Origin of the sequence: Cedecea selenatireducens (genome assembly GCF_042138895.1) — a bacterium.
Classification (GTDB): Bacteria; Pseudomonadota; Gammaproteobacteria; order Enterobacterales; family Enterobacteriaceae; genus Cedecea; species Cedecea selenatireducens.
Genome location: NZ_JBHIKW010000001.1, coordinates 131,219 through 145,110, shown reverse-complemented (window position 1 = coordinate 145,110; position 13,892 = coordinate 131,219). Strand labels below are relative to the sequence as shown.

At 50.2% G+C, this 13,892-nt stretch carries 17 protein-coding genes; 10 read left to right on the top strand and 7 right to left on the bottom strand.

Going from position 1 to position 13,892, the window contains the following annotated elements; genetic code table 11:
* Positions 1 to 41 precede the first annotated feature (41 nt).
* On the bottom strand, positions 42 to 1,250 hold the full coding sequence (locus tag ACE38U_RS00685) for a coiled-coil domain-containing protein (protein WP_176982547.1): 1,209 nt from the start codon (positions 1,248 to 1,250) through the stop codon (positions 42 to 44).
* Positions 1,251 to 1,490: 240 nt separating this feature from the next.
* Between ACE38U_RS00685 and ACE38U_RS00680 the strand changes: the two genes are divergently transcribed.
* The 10 genes from ACE38U_RS00680 (at position 1,491) to ACE38U_RS00635 (ending at position 10,495) form a co-directional block, all read left to right on the top strand.
* Positions 1,491 to 2,027 carry a fimbrial protein gene (locus ACE38U_RS00680; protein ID WP_038482265.1) on the top strand — a complete coding sequence of 179 codons (537 nt, stop codon included), beginning with the start codon at positions 1,491 to 1,493 and terminating at the stop codon, positions 2,025 to 2,027.
* A gap of 54 nt (positions 2,028 to 2,081) precedes the next feature.
* The gene (locus ACE38U_RS00675; RefSeq protein ID WP_176982546.1) at positions 2,082 to 2,639 is read left to right on the top strand and encodes a fimbrial protein; all 558 of its coding nucleotides are present in this window, start codon (positions 2,082 to 2,084) and stop codon (positions 2,637 to 2,639) included.
* Entirely contained in the window at positions 2,639 to 5,155 is a 2,517-nt protein-coding gene (locus tag ACE38U_RS00670; protein WP_375528957.1) for an outer membrane usher protein, read from the top strand. Before ACE38U_RS00675 ends, ACE38U_RS00670 begins: the two co-directional genes overlap by 1 nt.
* A gap of 88 nt (positions 5,156 to 5,243) precedes the next feature.
* On the top strand, positions 5,244 to 5,996 hold the full coding sequence (locus ACE38U_RS00665; RefSeq protein WP_375528956.1) for a fimbria/pilus periplasmic chaperone: 753 nt from the start codon (positions 5,244 to 5,246) through the stop codon (positions 5,994 to 5,996).
* Between the two features lie 5 nt (positions 5,997 to 6,001).
* Positions 6,002 to 6,622: a fimbrial protein gene (locus ACE38U_RS00660; RefSeq protein WP_375528955.1), complete on the top strand. Its 621-nt coding sequence runs from the start codon at positions 6,002 to 6,004 to the stop codon at positions 6,620 to 6,622.
* Complete coding sequence (locus tag ACE38U_RS00655) at positions 6,615 to 7,139, top strand: fimbrial protein (RefSeq protein ID WP_081948211.1); 525 nt, start codon at positions 6,615 to 6,617, stop codon at positions 7,137 to 7,139. The genes ACE38U_RS00660 and ACE38U_RS00655 overlap by 8 nt, the downstream gene beginning before the upstream one ends.
* A gap of 10 nt (positions 7,140 to 7,149) precedes the next feature.
* Positions 7,150 to 7,674, top strand: a complete 525-nt coding sequence (locus ACE38U_RS00650) for a fimbrial protein (protein WP_038482274.1) — start codon at positions 7,150 to 7,152, stop codon at positions 7,672 to 7,674.
* A 9-nt stretch (positions 7,675 to 7,683) separates the two neighbouring features.
* Positions 7,684 to 8,244 (top strand): fimbrial protein, encoded by a 561-nt coding sequence (locus ACE38U_RS00645; RefSeq protein WP_052049051.1) that lies wholly within the window; start codon positions 7,684 to 7,686, stop codon positions 8,242 to 8,244.
* A gap of 17 nt (positions 8,245 to 8,261) precedes the next feature.
* Positions 8,262 to 9,179 (top strand): fimbrial protein, encoded by a 918-nt coding sequence (locus tag ACE38U_RS00640; RefSeq protein ID WP_038482277.1) that lies wholly within the window; start codon positions 8,262 to 8,264, stop codon positions 9,177 to 9,179.
* A 551-nt stretch (positions 9,180 to 9,730) separates the two neighbouring features.
* Positions 9,731 to 10,495: a transcriptional regulator gene (locus ACE38U_RS00635; RefSeq protein ID WP_081948213.1), complete on the top strand. Its 765-nt coding sequence runs from the start codon at positions 9,731 to 9,733 to the stop codon at positions 10,493 to 10,495.
* Positions 10,496 to 10,675: 180 nt separating this feature from the next.
* On the opposite strand, the gene ACE38U_RS00630 is transcribed toward ACE38U_RS00635, so the two are convergent.
* The 6 genes from ACE38U_RS00630 to sctI are packed head-to-tail and all read right to left on the bottom strand — an operon-like array spanning position 10,676 to position 13,878.
* Positions 10,676 to 11,179 carry a lytic transglycosylase domain-containing protein gene (locus tag ACE38U_RS00630; RefSeq protein ID WP_038482280.1) on the bottom strand — a complete coding sequence of 168 codons (504 nt, stop codon included), beginning with the start codon at positions 11,177 to 11,179 and terminating at the stop codon, positions 10,676 to 10,678.
* Positions 11,180 to 11,223: 44 nt separating this feature from the next.
* Positions 11,224 to 11,580 (bottom strand): hypothetical protein, encoded by a 357-nt coding sequence (locus ACE38U_RS00625; RefSeq protein ID WP_052049052.1) that lies wholly within the window; start codon positions 11,578 to 11,580, stop codon positions 11,224 to 11,226.
* Positions 11,573 to 12,253 carry a hypothetical protein gene (locus ACE38U_RS00620; RefSeq protein WP_038482283.1) on the bottom strand — a complete coding sequence of 227 codons (681 nt, stop codon included), beginning with the start codon at positions 12,251 to 12,253 and terminating at the stop codon, positions 11,573 to 11,575. The genes ACE38U_RS00625 and ACE38U_RS00620 overlap by 8 nt, the downstream gene beginning before the upstream one ends.
* Positions 12,234 to 12,764, bottom strand: a complete 531-nt coding sequence (locus ACE38U_RS00615; RefSeq protein WP_235212897.1) for an OrgA/MxiK family T3SS sorting platform protein — start codon at positions 12,762 to 12,764, stop codon at positions 12,234 to 12,236. The genes ACE38U_RS00620 and ACE38U_RS00615 overlap by 20 nt, the downstream gene beginning before the upstream one ends.
* A 20-nt stretch (positions 12,765 to 12,784) precedes the next feature.
* Complete coding sequence (gene sctJ / locus ACE38U_RS00610; RefSeq protein ID WP_038482289.1) at positions 12,785 to 13,555, bottom strand: type III secretion system inner membrane ring lipoprotein SctJ; 771 nt, start codon at positions 13,553 to 13,555, stop codon at positions 12,785 to 12,787.
* Positions 13,555 to 13,878 (bottom strand): type III secretion system inner rod subunit SctI, encoded by a 324-nt coding sequence (gene sctI, locus ACE38U_RS00605; protein WP_038482293.1) that lies wholly within the window; start codon positions 13,876 to 13,878, stop codon positions 13,555 to 13,557. The genes sctJ and sctI overlap by 1 nt, the downstream gene beginning before the upstream one ends.
* Between the last annotated feature and the right edge of the window lie 14 nt (positions 13,879 to 13,892).

The following is a 13,892-nucleotide window of genomic DNA, read 5'->3' as shown; positions in this document are numbered from 1 at the left end:
ACGCCGGAGCGTGGATTTTAGCTTCTGAGAAATAGAATGACTTAGCTGTCTTGTTTTATATGGGACTTAAGCTCGTCCATTTTCGCTATGAGCGGGCTCTTCCTGGCTTCTAGCACAGATATATAGTCATAGGATGATTTGATTTCGCCTGATGCAATTTCCTTATTCTTTTCTAATGAGCGAATGGTTTCTTGTTTAGAATTAATTCTCTGCTCAATCTCCAGTTTGGCAGAAAGGCGGTTTTCAAGCTTAACCTGATTGATATCTCTTTTATATTCATTATTAAGCTGCGATATTTCCCTTTGCAGAGCCTTAATGTTTTTTGGCGCGTTATCGAAGTTCTGCATCAGTTTTTGCCACTGTTTGCCCTCATGATTAGGCACTTTAATGAGGTCAGAATATTGACGGCGGCCTTCTTTTAAATCGTAACCGAAGTTCTTGATGGCATATTTATCGCTGCCCAGATGATCCTTCCAACTGGTGGTGCCAAACCCCGTATCTCGCTTATCATAAATATAGCCATCCTCAGCTTTTTTAAGATCCTGCTCGGCACTGCTTACACCGTGCTTTCTTGCAAAATCGAGTAGCACCGCACGACTATTTTCATGCGCGGCAATTTTTTTATTTAATGTACTGATTTCGGCATTTTGTTTGGCCACGAGTTGACTGATTTTTGCTTCAGTATTTTTTAAGCGCTCGGCATCTTTGGCCGCAAAGTCTTTCGGTGAGGTATTCTTTAACGCATCGGCCAGAGGCTTAATCTCATTATGCAGCTTTTTAATTTGCGCTTCAGCGTTGTCAATATTTCCCTGAAGTGTGGTGATCTCATTTTTTTCATGATAAATATTTTTTGAAATGAGCTGGAGACCATTGGCAAGATCTTTAATCTCGCCGTTTATTTTTGCATTGTGAGCATTTATTTCATTTTTGTGAATGTCCTGCACGACCGGAGCAAGCTTCTGTTGAATGTGTTTAAGCTTCTCTTCTTTCTTGTCATGCATTTTGGAGTCCTGTGCTTCAAGCTTGTCAAATAACTTGCTGAAAGTATCTTTCAACGCGACAGGGTCTTTTGGATATGATTCCATTTTTGTCATTAGCAGCTGGCCGACCTCAACTTTATCGCATTTATTGAGGATTCTGTTCAGCGTGTTGACATCACCTTTATGAATGCGATTGTCACTGTCGTTAAGTAAGTTTTTATAGGCTGAAATAAAGCTGTTTTGGTCGCGTATGCTTAATGAGTTAGACATTATTTAGTTCCGAGTGTCGATTTAGTAGATGATTTAACAATGTGCTAAATCGTATAGAACCCCCCAGGGACTTTCTTCTAAAAAACGCTTTTTATATATTTCGCTCGTTGGTGGGGTTGAGGCGGTTTTTGATATCAGTGATTAAAGCACTAGCGTAAATTAGATTATTCCCGTTGCGCAGTCGTGGTAACGAGGCTCTTGTGAAGAACGCTAGTAAGAAACTTATAAAGGAATGAGTAAATGCAATTAACCAAATTGGTTTGGGCCTTTGGTATGGGGGCTGCCGTACTGGCAGGCCAGGCACAGGCAAGCGATCAGGGCCACGGCACGGTTAAGTTTACCGGCAGTATTATTGATGCCCCATGTTCAATTACCCCTGAAACCATTGAGCAGACCGTCGATTTGGGTGAAATCTCCAATAAATCTCTGCTCAACGGCGGGAAGTCCAACCCACGTCCGTTTGATATCAAACTGGAAAGCTGCGATCTCTCGGGGCTTACGGATAAAACCGTCACCATTACTTTCACAGGACCGGAATCTAGCGCTCAGCCCGGCTATTTGGCTATTGTCGGCAGCAGCGCCAGCGGGGCGGCTATCGGTATTACCAACGATGAGGGTACCAACATTCCGCTTGGTACCGCCAGCTCCGCGACAAAAACACAGCAGGGTGATAACACGCTAACTTACTCTGCCTACCTCAAAGGAAACGGCGGGAGCACAGCGGTCGTGCCGGGATCCTTCACCTCGGTTGCCAATTTTACGTTGGCCTATCAGTAAGCAAGCAGCAGGCCTCCTGCGTTTTTCTATACGGTTTTCGTTTGTGAGATACCTATGAATAGCAGTGCTTCGTTTGTAGTGCCCTCCCTGTTTGTGTGGCTTGTGCTATCCCCGGCCTCTCCAGGCGCGCTGGCGAAGAATGCGGCGGATCAGGGACATGGAAAGGTAAGCATGCAGGGTTCGATCATCGACACGCCTTGCGCGATCGCCGTGGCCAGTCGGGAGCAGGCGATTGATCTGATTACTATCCCACTGGAACAAGTGATTCGTGACGGTGCTGGCCCTTCTAAGCCATTCAGTATTCATCTGGAAAATTGTGCCTTTGAGCAGCTGATTCCTAACCAGCAGGACTGGTCGCATTTCATGGTGACCTTTGATGGTCCCGTTACCGACGGCGAGCTGTTTGCCCTCCACGGTGGCGCTCGAGGTATCGGGTTAGAGATTTCTGATGCAACAGGAAACCGTATGCAGCCCGGCATTGCTTCGCAGGCGGGCTTGCTGCAGCCTGGCGCCATGCGCCTTGATTATTCACTACGTTTGGTGGGCAACCATCAAAAACTACGGGCCGGGGCTTACTCCACTACCGTGCGTTTTAAACTGGATTATTTTTGATGAGGCAGGTTTTATACCAAGCTGGCGCAGGGCTGCGCCGTTGTCCTGTAGCGCTGGTGGTAGCGCTGGCTTTTCCGGGGGCAAAGGGATACGCGAAAGAGGCAATAGAATTCAATACGGATGTCCTCGATATTAGTGACCGTTCACACATTGACCTTAGCCAGTTTTCTCAGGCAGGGTACATCATGCCGGGTAAGTATCAGATGGTTATCCGTCTGAACAAAGCCGAGCTGCCGGAGCAAACGTTAGCCTTTATTAAACCGGACAACGATCCTCAGGGCAGCCAGGTGTGCCTTACGCCACAGGTCATTGCTCAACTGGGTTTAAAAGCTTCTGCTTTGCGCGATCTCAGGTGGTGGCACAACGGGCAATGTCTGGATACCGCGAGCCTGCCGGGGGTAACCGCACGTGCAGATTTAGGCGAAAGCGCGCTCTACCTGAATATTCCCCAGGCGTATCTGGAATATACCGCTGACAACTGGGATCCGCCTGCTCGCTGGGATGACGGCATTGCCGGGGGCATTTTTGATTACAACCTTAACGGACAGTCGTCGAGTTTTACCGGCGCGAGCCGCAGGGATGTCCAGTCGCTCAGCGGCAACGGAACCACGGGATTTAACCTGGGGGCCTGGCGTTTTCGCGCCGACTGGCAGGGGCAGTACAACGATACCCGTGGCGCCATGAACAACACGCAGCGTGACTGGCAGTGGAGCCGCTACTACGCCTGGCGGGCGATCCCCTCGTTAAAATCGAAGCTGATGCTCGGTGAGAACTACCTCAATTCCGGCATGTTCGACAGTTTCCGCTACACCGGAACCAGCATGGAGTCTGATGACAATATGCTGCCACCAAACCTGCGCGGTTACGCGCCGGAAGTCGTCGGTGTGGCAAAAACCAACGCTAAAGTGACCGTTAGCCAGCAGGGACGGGTTATCCATGAAACTACGGTCGCCGCAGGGCCGTTTCGGATTCAGGATTTGAACACCGCCGTTTCAGGCACGCTGGATGTGAAGGTTCAGGAGCAGGATGGCACTTCGCACAGTTTTCAGGTGGATACGGCAAACATTCCCTATCTTACGCGCCCGGGCAGCGTGCGTTACAAACTCGCCTTGGGTAAACCTTCAGATTACCGGCACGATAGCCAGGGGCCGGGGTTTGCCACCGGCGAATTCTCCTGGGGGGTGAATAACGGTTGGTCATTGTACGGCGGGAGTTTGCTGGCCGACGACTATCACGCGCTGGCGGCAGGGATTGGCCGCGATTTGCTGGCGTTAGGGGCGCTTTCATTTGACGTCACTCAGTCCCATGCGGAACTGCCAGGGGACAACACCAAAACGGGCAGCTCGTGGCGTCTTAGCTATTCCAAACGTTTTGACGAATACGACAGCCAGGTCACCTTTGCGGGCTATCGCTTTTCTCAGCGCGATTTTATGAGCATGAGCGAATATCTGAACGTGCGCTATCACGGCATCGTTGGTAACAACAATAAAGAGTTGTACACCATCGCTTTTAACAAGCAGTTCCGCAGTCTGGGCCTGAGTGCCTATGCGAACTATAGCCACCAAACCTACTGGAACCGCCCGGATAACGATAGTTACAACCTCTCCCTATCGCGCTATTTCGATGCCTGGCGTTTTAAAAACGTCAGCCTCAATCTGTCGGCCTATCGAACGCTTTATAACAACACCAGCGATGACGGCATGTATCTCAGCCTGTCATTGCCGTGGGGTAACAGCAGCACGTTGAATTTCGACAGCCAGGCGGGCAGCACGGGTAATAGCACTACGGTGGGGTATTTCGACCGCCTCGATAGCAATAACAGCTATCGGGTCAAGGCCGGAGCGGGCAGCAGAGGCAATGCGGTGGGCAGCGGTTACTTCACCCATCAGGGGAATAGCGCGGAAATGAGCGTCAACGCCAGCTACGAAGGTAGCCGCTATCACTCCGTCGGCCTTTCTGCTCAGGGCGGCATCACCGGCACCACGGAAGGCGTTGCGTTACACCGTGTAAGCACAATGGGGGGAACGCGAATGATGGTCGATACCTCGGGCGTCAGCGGCGTTCCGGTGCGGGGATACGGGGGTGTTACCGAGACTAACCGGTTTGGCAAAGCCGTCGTGTCGGACATCAGCAGCTACTACCGAAGCAGCGTTAGCGTGGACGTTAACAAGCTGGCGGATGACGTTGAGGCTACGCGCTCGGTGGTGCAGGGCACCCTGACCGAAGGCGCGATCGGTCTGCGTCGCTTCGGCGTTATCGCCGGGGAAAAAGCGATGGTCACCGTCCGTCTTGCGGACGGCACTACGCCGCCGTTTGGTGCAGTAGTGATGGGGTTGGGCGGTCATCAGGCTGGGATCGTTAACGATGGCGGCCAGGTTTGGCTAACCGGAATGAATGCCGGAGAAGCGATGCGCGTGGTATGGGACGGGAAAACCCAGTGCGAGCTGAGTCTGCCGAAACCCTTGCCCACGGCTACCGACAATCTAAGGCTGCTGTGCCAAAGCGTACGGGCTTAAGCCTCCCGCTATCAGGCAAAAGCGTGAATGACAATTCGGTCGCCGCGCAAGACGGCACGGCGACATCCTGCAAAGCGAGTTTCAATTGATGAAAAACTTTTCTTATTTGACGATGACCTCCACCGCCCTGATTGCCGTACTGAGCGGCCAAAGCGCGACGGCGGCCATTGCTCTTGACCGTACGCGTGCCGTCTTTAACGGTGCAAATAAATCGATCAGTTTAAATATCACCAACCAGAATAAAATGCTGCCCTATCTGGCCCAGGCATGGGTAGAAGATGAGCAAGGTAACAAAATCACCCAGCCTCTGACCGCGCTTCCGCCGCTACAGCGAGTAGAGCCGTTGGCAAAAGGCCAGGTGAAACTGCAGCTGATAGGCAATGCCAGCACGCTGCCTCAGGATAGAGAGTCGCTGTTTTACTTTAATCTGCGTGAAATCCCGCCCAAAAGCACGAAAGCCAATACCTTGCAGATTGCCCTGCAGACGCGAATCAAGCTGTTCTATCGGCCGGAATCCATTGAAATCAATAGATCCGAAGGCGAAAGCGTGTGGCAGGGAAAAATTACGCTTAAGCGAGAAGGCGATAAATACCGCGTTATTAATCCCGGCCCCTATTACGTGACCCTGGCCGGGGCATACAAACACCCGGACGGCCCCCCGATTGCCGGCTTCGATCCGGTGATGATTGCCCCTCGTTCAGATGCTTTGTTGAACATCAAGGCATCGACGCTGGGACAGAAACCGATGCTGGCATGGATTAACGACTACGGCGGGCGACCGAAGCTTATCTTCAATTGCGCGGGCAACGTTTGCCGGGTCACCGGGAGTAAAGCCGGGTGAGGCTGATGGAGAAGCAAAACAAGTGGAATTACCACGTTCTGGTAGGGTGCAACCGCGCCGCCAGCGCCCTGGCTTTGACGCTGGTACTGCCGCAGGCGGCCTGGGCGCTGCCCGACAACTGGAACGTTGAAGGCGTAAACGGGGCACTGCATATTTCGGGCGATTTTGTCGAGGGGGCGTGCCGCCTCGACATGACTTCTCAAACTCAGGAAGTCAGTCTCGGCAACACATCGACCGAGGCGCTGCGAAACCCGGGCGATCGTGGTGAGCCGGTAGCCTTTACGCTGAGGTTGCGTGACTGCGTGCGCAGCGGGTCAGAGATGCTCAATACGCGGAGCGGGAACAGCAGCTGGGATTCGCTTCAGCCGGCCGTCAGCGTGACTTTTTTGGCCCCCGGGGATGCCGATAGCCCCGAGCTGGTGCAGGTGAACGGCCTCACCGGGCTGGGGTTGAGGATCGCCGATAGCGCCAGGCGTGACGTGCGATTAGGCGAGCGTACGCTGCCGCAGTTTGTCACCCCGACCAATGATGCACTGGTCTACTACGTGCAGCCCGAACGCACTCCGGCCCCTTTAACGGCGGGGACATGGCAGGCTACGGTCGGCTTCAGGCTGAATTATGACTAAGGATCCAAAGATGATATTTGCCCGATGGGGAGCCATGGCCCTGTTCGCAATGACGGGAATGCTGCTGGCGGGTGATGCGGCAGCGGCGGGCTCCAGTAATCTCGATGTTCGCATTACCGGCACGGTGGTGGCGACCGCATCGTGTACTTTTAGCGGATCTGACCCTATTAAGGTGGAATTCGGTGACGTCTATATCAATGAAATTATTGGTGAGGCCTATAAACAGCCTGTTCCCTATCAGGTGACCTGCAAAGGCGATCCGGACGGTAAAACGCTGCAAATGCAGATTGCCGGTAGCGCCGCCAGCTTTGATGGGAAACAGCTAAAAACCGATGCCAGCGGGCTTGGCATCAAATTGCTTAAAGGAAGCGAAACGCTGCCGGTAAATCAATGGTTCAACTTCGATAACGCCAGCCAGCCTTCGCTGTATGCCGTGCTGGAAAAACAGAGCGGCGCACGTTTTCAGGACGGACAGGCATTCAACGCCAGCGCCACGTTAAAAGTGGCTTATAACTGAGGCAATCAGGGTGAAGAACAAAGTTTACGGCGGCTGCGGAAGGAGCCTGGCGCTGGCGCTACTGCTGTCCGGGCCAGGCGTTCAGCTCACGTCGGCGCATGCCACAGCAACCGGCGACAGTAACGACATTTCCTTTCACGGTACGCTGAGGATCCATCCGTGCCACATCAATAACGATCGCGATGTAAACATCCACTTTGACAATGTTGGCATCCATAAGGTTGACGGGGTGCGTTACCAGCAGGCTATCGCCTGGCAACTGATTTGTGACGATGTTGACCCGGCGTGGCGCCTGACCCTTGCGGTAAACGGCAGCGCAACGTCCTTTGACCGTAGCGCGCTCGCCACCAATATCCGTGGGCTAGGGATCCAGATTAAACAGAACGGTCAGCCGATGGAGATTAACAAACCCCTCGACATCCTTTATCAGCATCCGCCCACGCTTGAGGCTGTGCCGGTAAAAGATCCCGGCATCGATGAGCTGGGCGAAGGGGCGTTTTCCGCTACGGCAACGCTGCTGGCCGAGTATTTATAAGGAGCAGAAATGGGGAGTAGAACGTTAGCCGGACGCAGCGTGGGTATGCTGTTGTTTATGATGGCTTTAACCGGGCACGCGGCGGCAGGAAACGGTGGCCTGAAAGTCACCGGCGACAACCTGAAATTTGACGGGACGCTGGTGGCCGATCCCTGCGAGCTGGATCCGAATACGACGGATATTACCCTGGATTTCGGCACGGTAATCGATACCTATTTATACCTTAACACCCGCACCCACGCGCAGCCCTTCACCCTCAGGCTTCTGGAGTGCGATCTGAGCCTGGGTAATCAGGTAGAGGTCACGTTTAAGGGGACGCAGAGCAAGGAATTACCGGGTTTTCTGGCGCTTAGCAACTCGGCCGCCAGCGGCATCGCGATTGGCCTGGAGCAGAAGGACGGCACACCTTTGCCGCTCAATAAGACCGTGACCGCTTTCACGCTCGCCGGCGGAACCAACGACCTTGTGCTGTACGGTTACGTTATTGGAGAACCTTCCGCGCTGGCCGCACATACCTTGCGTCGTGGAGCATTTGAGGCGCTGGCGACATTCGAGCTTAATTATCCCTAGGAGAATCACATTCAGATATGAAATTACCCTTATTTATTATGCTTCTGGCGGTGCATCAGGGCGCATGGGCCTACTCGTGTAATTCCATTGGCTGGAACGGCGGAGATGCTGACGTTAACGTAAACGTCAGCCCGGACGTCAATACCGGTAGAAACAAGATTGTCGATCTCCGTTCGCAGATCAGCTGCAAGAACGACTCTGTAGACGGCGGTTGGGTCGATTCCATGTGGCTTGCCAGTAACGGAATGAGCCTCAATTCCGCCATCTTCAAGGATCTTAAAGGCGGCGTTATCATTTCAGGAAAGGTTTATCCGGAACCTGTACCTGAAGTTGAGATTTTTAGTCTCAATGCCCAGGAAACTAAGAGCTTACCCGTAGAGCTTTATTTCGAGCTAACCAGCATGGGGAAGTCGTTGCAGATCAGGCGGGGAGACAGGCTTGCGCAGATTAAGTTTATCCAGAGAAATAACCACGGCGCGCAAAACTATTACATCTGGTATTTCATTGCAGCGAACGATGTTGATATAAACACGTCAACGTGCAAAATCCTCTCCGGAGAGATGTTGTTAGTTGAACTGGGAGAGCTTGAAAGAAGTGAGATTCAAAGCTCAGGAACTTCCGCACAGACGGTGGAAAAAAGCCTCAACATAACCTGTGATGTCACCCATGAAGTTGATTTTGAGGTAAAGATGAACACAACTCCTACCTCCTGGAATAATAATGCTATTACTACCAGTAACAATAATCTCGGGGTCGTCATGCGTTGGAACGGGAATATCGTTACCAATGGTAACACGCAGCAGCTCAGTGTGGTAAATGGCAGTATTTCGGTACCACTGAGTTTTACACCAGTGAAACCTACCTCGGTCAGTTATGAAGATATAAAAACAGGTGCTTTTAATGCTTCGGCAACATTGATCATCACGCAACAGTAGGATCGCTTGAAGCGTTTTTTGATAGAGCGTCCTGCCAGCGCGTGTTATTTTGCTGCCTGCAAAAAAGAGGGTGTATTAAGTATTTCCTTCTCATAATAAATATTCATATTGTTAGTTATCATTCAGGAAAAAGTAAATGTTCATGTAACGTGAAAACTTTACTTTCAGTGGCGACAGGGACGTCCTTTTCCAATGATTCTTATAAGGATGAATTGACTAAAAATATGTTCCTAAAATAAACCGAGTGATTTGTTTTGGCTATTGGCTAATATACATCGATCGTTGAAAACAATTTCACATGTTATGATTTGAATGGTACTGTATTATTGCATTCACTGTAAATTCGCATCGAGATCAATTCTGTTGTCTACATCGTGATGAAGAAGACGTTATTTCCCGCCAATTTGTTAAATTAAAGTTATCGATAGGTTGGGTTTTTGTCATCTGAAAAGTTTGGCAGGAGATATTTAAGATCATGGATTGAGAAATTCACTCATGCGTTTTCCTGAAGGTACCTTCACTCACAAAGCTAAACGCCAAAGGGATTTAAAATGAAAAAATGCGTAGTAAATGCAGGAAAAATTTACTTTCTTAATTTCACATTTAATCCAAAATCCAGAACGCTGCAACAAGACGATACCGTTATACAATTAAGGAAAAAGCAGTCAGATGTGCTTGCATTACTTTGCGCAAAATATCCTGAACCGGTTTCTCAGGCTGAATTTCTTGCTGAAGTATGGGGGGGCGGTTATGTGACTTCGCAAAGTATAGCACAGATGATCCGTTCTTTAAGAGTAAGTCTGGGAGATGATACGAAAAGTATTATTTTCACTATCCCAAAGTTGGGGTATCAACTCACAGCCGAACCCTGCTGGGAAGAGCCTGAAGCGGAACCCGATAAACCTGGCTTTGAGTCATCTTTTCCCGGAAACATCGAAGTAGATAACGTTTCTTTTTCAACCCAGTCGATGATTAACGTCATTCCCGTGAGTGCTAATTCGATGTCGGTTATCCCTTATTCTGTTCCCAGGGTGGTGCCAGACAGAAAGAAGTTTTCGCCGCAGGCGTTATTTTTAAGTGCAGTAGCTGCGCTTTTTTTTAGTCTTATTTTTGTTGCCATGACAGCAAGAAGTAACCCGTTGGATTTTATTAAAAATCATAATTATATTGACCAGATGCCATTAGCTAACCTTGTCTCGCCGGTTGGCAATAATTTTTTGTACTGTTGCAATTCGGCTGAAGGAGCAATCTGCCATCCTAAAGAGAATTTGTTAAGCGCCCAATGCGTCACGCTACAAGAAATACCTTCAAAATAATTAATAACGTTAGATATTATTGTTTTGAAATTTATTAGCAGACAACAATTAAACAGCGCAATGAACTTTTTTTGTCAGTGGTTTTTTAGTCGTTCACCTGTTGAAGTTTATCGACTTTGCTGCCTCATCATTCTGATGCAAAAACGCAAGTAAGATGCTTGCGTTATTTCTTACTCCTCGTTATCGACAGACGAAACGCTCGCGGATGCCTTCTTGTCTGGCCACTTCTATTTTATCAATGACCGCTGTTTGATGTGCAATCAGGGAAATGATTTTTTTGACATACCTGTCATGATGCACCGGCGTCTTAGAATGATAGTTACCGATTCCATCCCACGTATAGCCATAGCGCTCAATACTTTGCTTGAGCACCCAGGCACCTGAAAAAACATTAGCGCAGCTATTCTCTCGCAACAACGTTTCATCAATGCCCAGTGACTTTAAGGCCTTAAAATGCACCGTGTTAATTTGCATAATGCCAACATCAACGGTGCTGTTTGTATTGCGATTCATAGCCTGCTGACGGTTTCTGGACTCTTGCCAAATAATAGCCTTAATCAGCAGAGGGTTAATCTGGAAGCACTGCGCGGCTTCGACAATGCAATCAACCTTTTGTGCTGTAGCAAAAGGGGAGAACAAAAGAGACAAGGTTAAAGCAACGGGCGTAAATGATTTTATTTTCATGATTTGTATGCCCGGCACTATGCCGGGATTAATAGCAAAGAAGATTATAACGACGGATCGCTGTCGGTCTCGGTAAAGCTTTTATACATCATATTATTAAAAAACATATTCACGCCGAGCAGCTGGAAGGTGCGCTTGTCCAGCACGTTGTTCGCATAATCTTTGTACTCATCGGTATTGCGCAAATAGGTATCGGAATAGAGCAACGCCTCGTTCAATTGATGCATCGATACGTTCTTATCGGGGGAAAGTGCCCGCATTTGATCCATCATATCGCTAAGCTTGTCGTCGGGCTTATTTTGCTGGAAATAGTGGAGCACTTTATCGTTAAAGCTCTCCTCCGACGATTCACCGTCTTTAACGTACGGTGAGGAAGAGGCAATACTGTTGATGCTACTCATTGTTTTCATCCTTATCTGAGTTGACGGTTTCTGAAGGCATCCGGTGGCTCATAGCGATGAGTTTCCCAGCCAGATTGCGAAGCATGTCGGGCGTCAGGTTGTTGATAGTTTCATTAAAACCGGCGGTCTTTTCATCCGCCTGCTGTAGCCACGTACGGCAAAGCGTTTCACTAGGAAAGCGCACCGCATCCATGTCATTTTGCACGGTGATGTGATTATCATCGGTATACAGGTAGTTCGAGATATCCGCGCCGTCCGGCAGTTTTACCGCTCGGGGAATAATGATGCGCAGCGCTTTCTGATGCCCGCACTGTTCCTGAAGGTGATGGATAATGCGCTCAACGATCATCGGATCGTGTAGGGACTGATTGAGCGCCGTGGCGATCTGCTGGCGAAAAACCTCCTGCCGCTTTTGCTGCTGGCGCTGATACTCGTCAAGCAGCGTCACCAGCTGCGAGAAAAATAGCTCAAAGCCGGTCTGGAACGCTTGCCTTTCACAGCTTTCACGCAGCCTGACCGTCTGTAACTCATACTCGGCATGAATTTCACTGCAGCGATTTAGGGTACGTTCCAGCGCCACGGTCATCTGCTGATGGCGGGTTCGCTCAGAAGATTTAATCACCGCGAGGCGATGCAGATCTTCGGGTAACTCATTAATAATAATGGTGCGCATAGATGAAGGCCATTCGTAGCAAATTAATGTGGTTTAGCGTTTTGGGGGCCGCGAATTGCGCAAGCGCCATGCCGGAAGGGAAGTGCAGCATCAGACGCTGTCGCAGCGCGGCAGGTAACCCTGGGAACTGCCCCAGAAGGAACGTTGCGCCGCAGGAAGCGGTATCAAACGGGGTATCGGCTTCATCAAGCGTTACCTCGTGAAGCAGCGGCAAAGAGATAAAGGCCAGCAGACGTGGATCAGACATCAGCACAGCGCCCATTTCAGGCAGTCTGTTCCGCTGCAGATAGCCACCAACCAAATGTGCAGCAAGGGGGATCAGATGCCAGTGCGAAAGCAATAGCGAACACGTGGCTTCGTCGGGCTGCCAGCGTGCGGGTAGGTCAGAGAGTTTGCCGTGCCTCAGCAGCCAGAAATTAAGTAGCCTTTCCGCTCGGATTTCACTCGCCCGGAATATCTCCGGCAGGTGGCTGCGATGCGTGTAGCTTGCCGGGGCGTATAAAATGGACATTATGCGCGGATCTCCGACTCTCATGATTTTGCGGCCTCGTCTTCAATCAATTCGGCAGCGTTATCCTGGGTTGAAGGCGGGCGGCGGCTAAGCTTATAGAGCATGAAGCCCGCCGTGCCGGCTGCGCACAAAGCCATCGCGGAAAAGAGGATAATCCACAGGGCAGGGATGCTGGCGGGTACTTTGGTCGGCGCAACGTACTGGATAACCGGGGCGGGGAACAGAACTACCGAAATATTCTCGTAGCGCACGTCATCGAAACTATTTTTGATTAACGTTTTGATCTGCGAGATAAACAAATTATCGTCAATCTCGCCTTTATAGGAAATAAGCACGCCGACGTGGCCGGTGGCTTTTTTTCCGCTCGTATCGTTATTAAAGGGGGGATAGCTGACGTGAACGCGCGCATTAACGACCTGAGCTATCATGCGCAGCGATTGCTCAAGCCGCTGCTCCTGTAATGAGAGTACGCGAGCCTGCTCGGCGTTGGGTGAAGCAACCAGAGAGCTGTCCGGAAAAGCCTGCCCTATCTGAACGTCAGCGGCCCACGGCAGCTGGTACTGATTAATGATAGACAGCGCGGCGGTACTTTCAGACTCCCCGACCGAGACGGTATAGCCAGCCTTAAGATTGCCGTCCTTTTTCGCTGAAATATTATGCTGCTGCAGAATAGCCAGAACCTGGTTGGCCTGCTCCTGAGTAAGGTTGAAGAGTAGGTTCTCGTCATTACAGGCGCTAAGCATAAAAGTTAACAGCACGGCAGCGAGGACGCGTAAATATTTGTTCATCATTATTGCGATTTTTCCAGGGTTTCTATGGTGCTCACCGCCTTGCGTGCGAGAGTACTCACCAGGGAAACGTAGTTACTGTATTCACCAATATAGTTTTGTAGCATCTGTAGCTTCTCCGGATTGCTGGTGTAATGCGGAGATTGGCTAAGGGTATTAATCACATTTTTAAACTGCGCGTCGGTTTCGCTGACTTTAGTAAACGTGCTGGACACTAAATTATTAAAATTTCGATCGTGAACGCTTACGGATAGGTTATCTTCAGGGTTGATGGTATTTGGCGAGAGCCGGGTTAATGCCGACAGGGCTTCATTAAATTGACTCATAATTACTCCACGGT

Coding starts and splice junctions, on each gene's coding strand:
- ACE38U_RS00655 (WP_081948211.1), top strand. CDS start 6,615: ATGACTAAGGATCCAAAGATGATATTTGCCCGATGGGGAGCCATGGCC.
- ACE38U_RS00680 (WP_038482265.1), top strand. CDS start 1,491: ATGCAATTAACCAAATTGGTTTGGGCCTTTGGTATGGGGGCTGCCGTA.
- ACE38U_RS00635 (WP_081948213.1), top strand. CDS start 9,731: ATGAAAAAATGCGTAGTAAATGCAGGAAAAATTTACTTTCTTAATTTC.
- ACE38U_RS00620 (WP_038482283.1), bottom strand. CDS start 12,253: ATGCGCACCATTATTATTAATGAGTTACCCGAAGATCTGCATCGCCTC.
- ACE38U_RS00625 (WP_052049052.1), bottom strand. CDS start 11,580: ATGAGTAGCATCAACAGTATTGCCTCTTCCTCACCGTACGTTAAAGAC.
- ACE38U_RS00665 (WP_375528956.1), top strand. CDS start 5,244: ATGAAAAACTTTTCTTATTTGACGATGACCTCCACCGCCCTGATTGCC.
- ACE38U_RS00660 (WP_375528955.1), top strand. CDS start 6,002: ATGGAGAAGCAAAACAAGTGGAATTACCACGTTCTGGTAGGGTGCAAC.
- ACE38U_RS00645 (WP_052049051.1), top strand. CDS start 7,684: ATGGGGAGTAGAACGTTAGCCGGACGCAGCGTGGGTATGCTGTTGTTT.
- ACE38U_RS00685 (WP_176982547.1), bottom strand. CDS start 1,250: ATGTCTAACTCATTAAGCATACGCGACCAAAACAGCTTTATTTCAGCC.
- ACE38U_RS00640 (WP_038482277.1), top strand. CDS start 8,262: ATGAAATTACCCTTATTTATTATGCTTCTGGCGGTGCATCAGGGCGCA.
- ACE38U_RS00615 (WP_235212897.1), bottom strand. CDS start 12,764: ATGTCCATTTTATACGCCCCGGCAAGCTACACGCATCGCAGCCACCTG.
- ACE38U_RS00670 (WP_375528957.1), top strand. CDS start 2,639: ATGAGGCAGGTTTTATACCAAGCTGGCGCAGGGCTGCGCCGTTGTCCT.
- sctI (WP_038482293.1), bottom strand. CDS start 13,878: ATGAGTCAATTTAATGAAGCCCTGTCGGCATTAACCCGGCTCTCGCCA.
- ACE38U_RS00675 (WP_176982546.1), top strand. CDS start 2,082: ATGAATAGCAGTGCTTCGTTTGTAGTGCCCTCCCTGTTTGTGTGGCTT.
- ACE38U_RS00630 (WP_038482280.1), bottom strand. CDS start 11,179: ATGAAAATAAAATCATTTACGCCCGTTGCTTTAACCTTGTCTCTTTTG.
- sctJ (WP_038482289.1), bottom strand. CDS start 13,555: ATGATGAACAAATATTTACGCGTCCTCGCTGCCGTGCTGTTAACTTTT.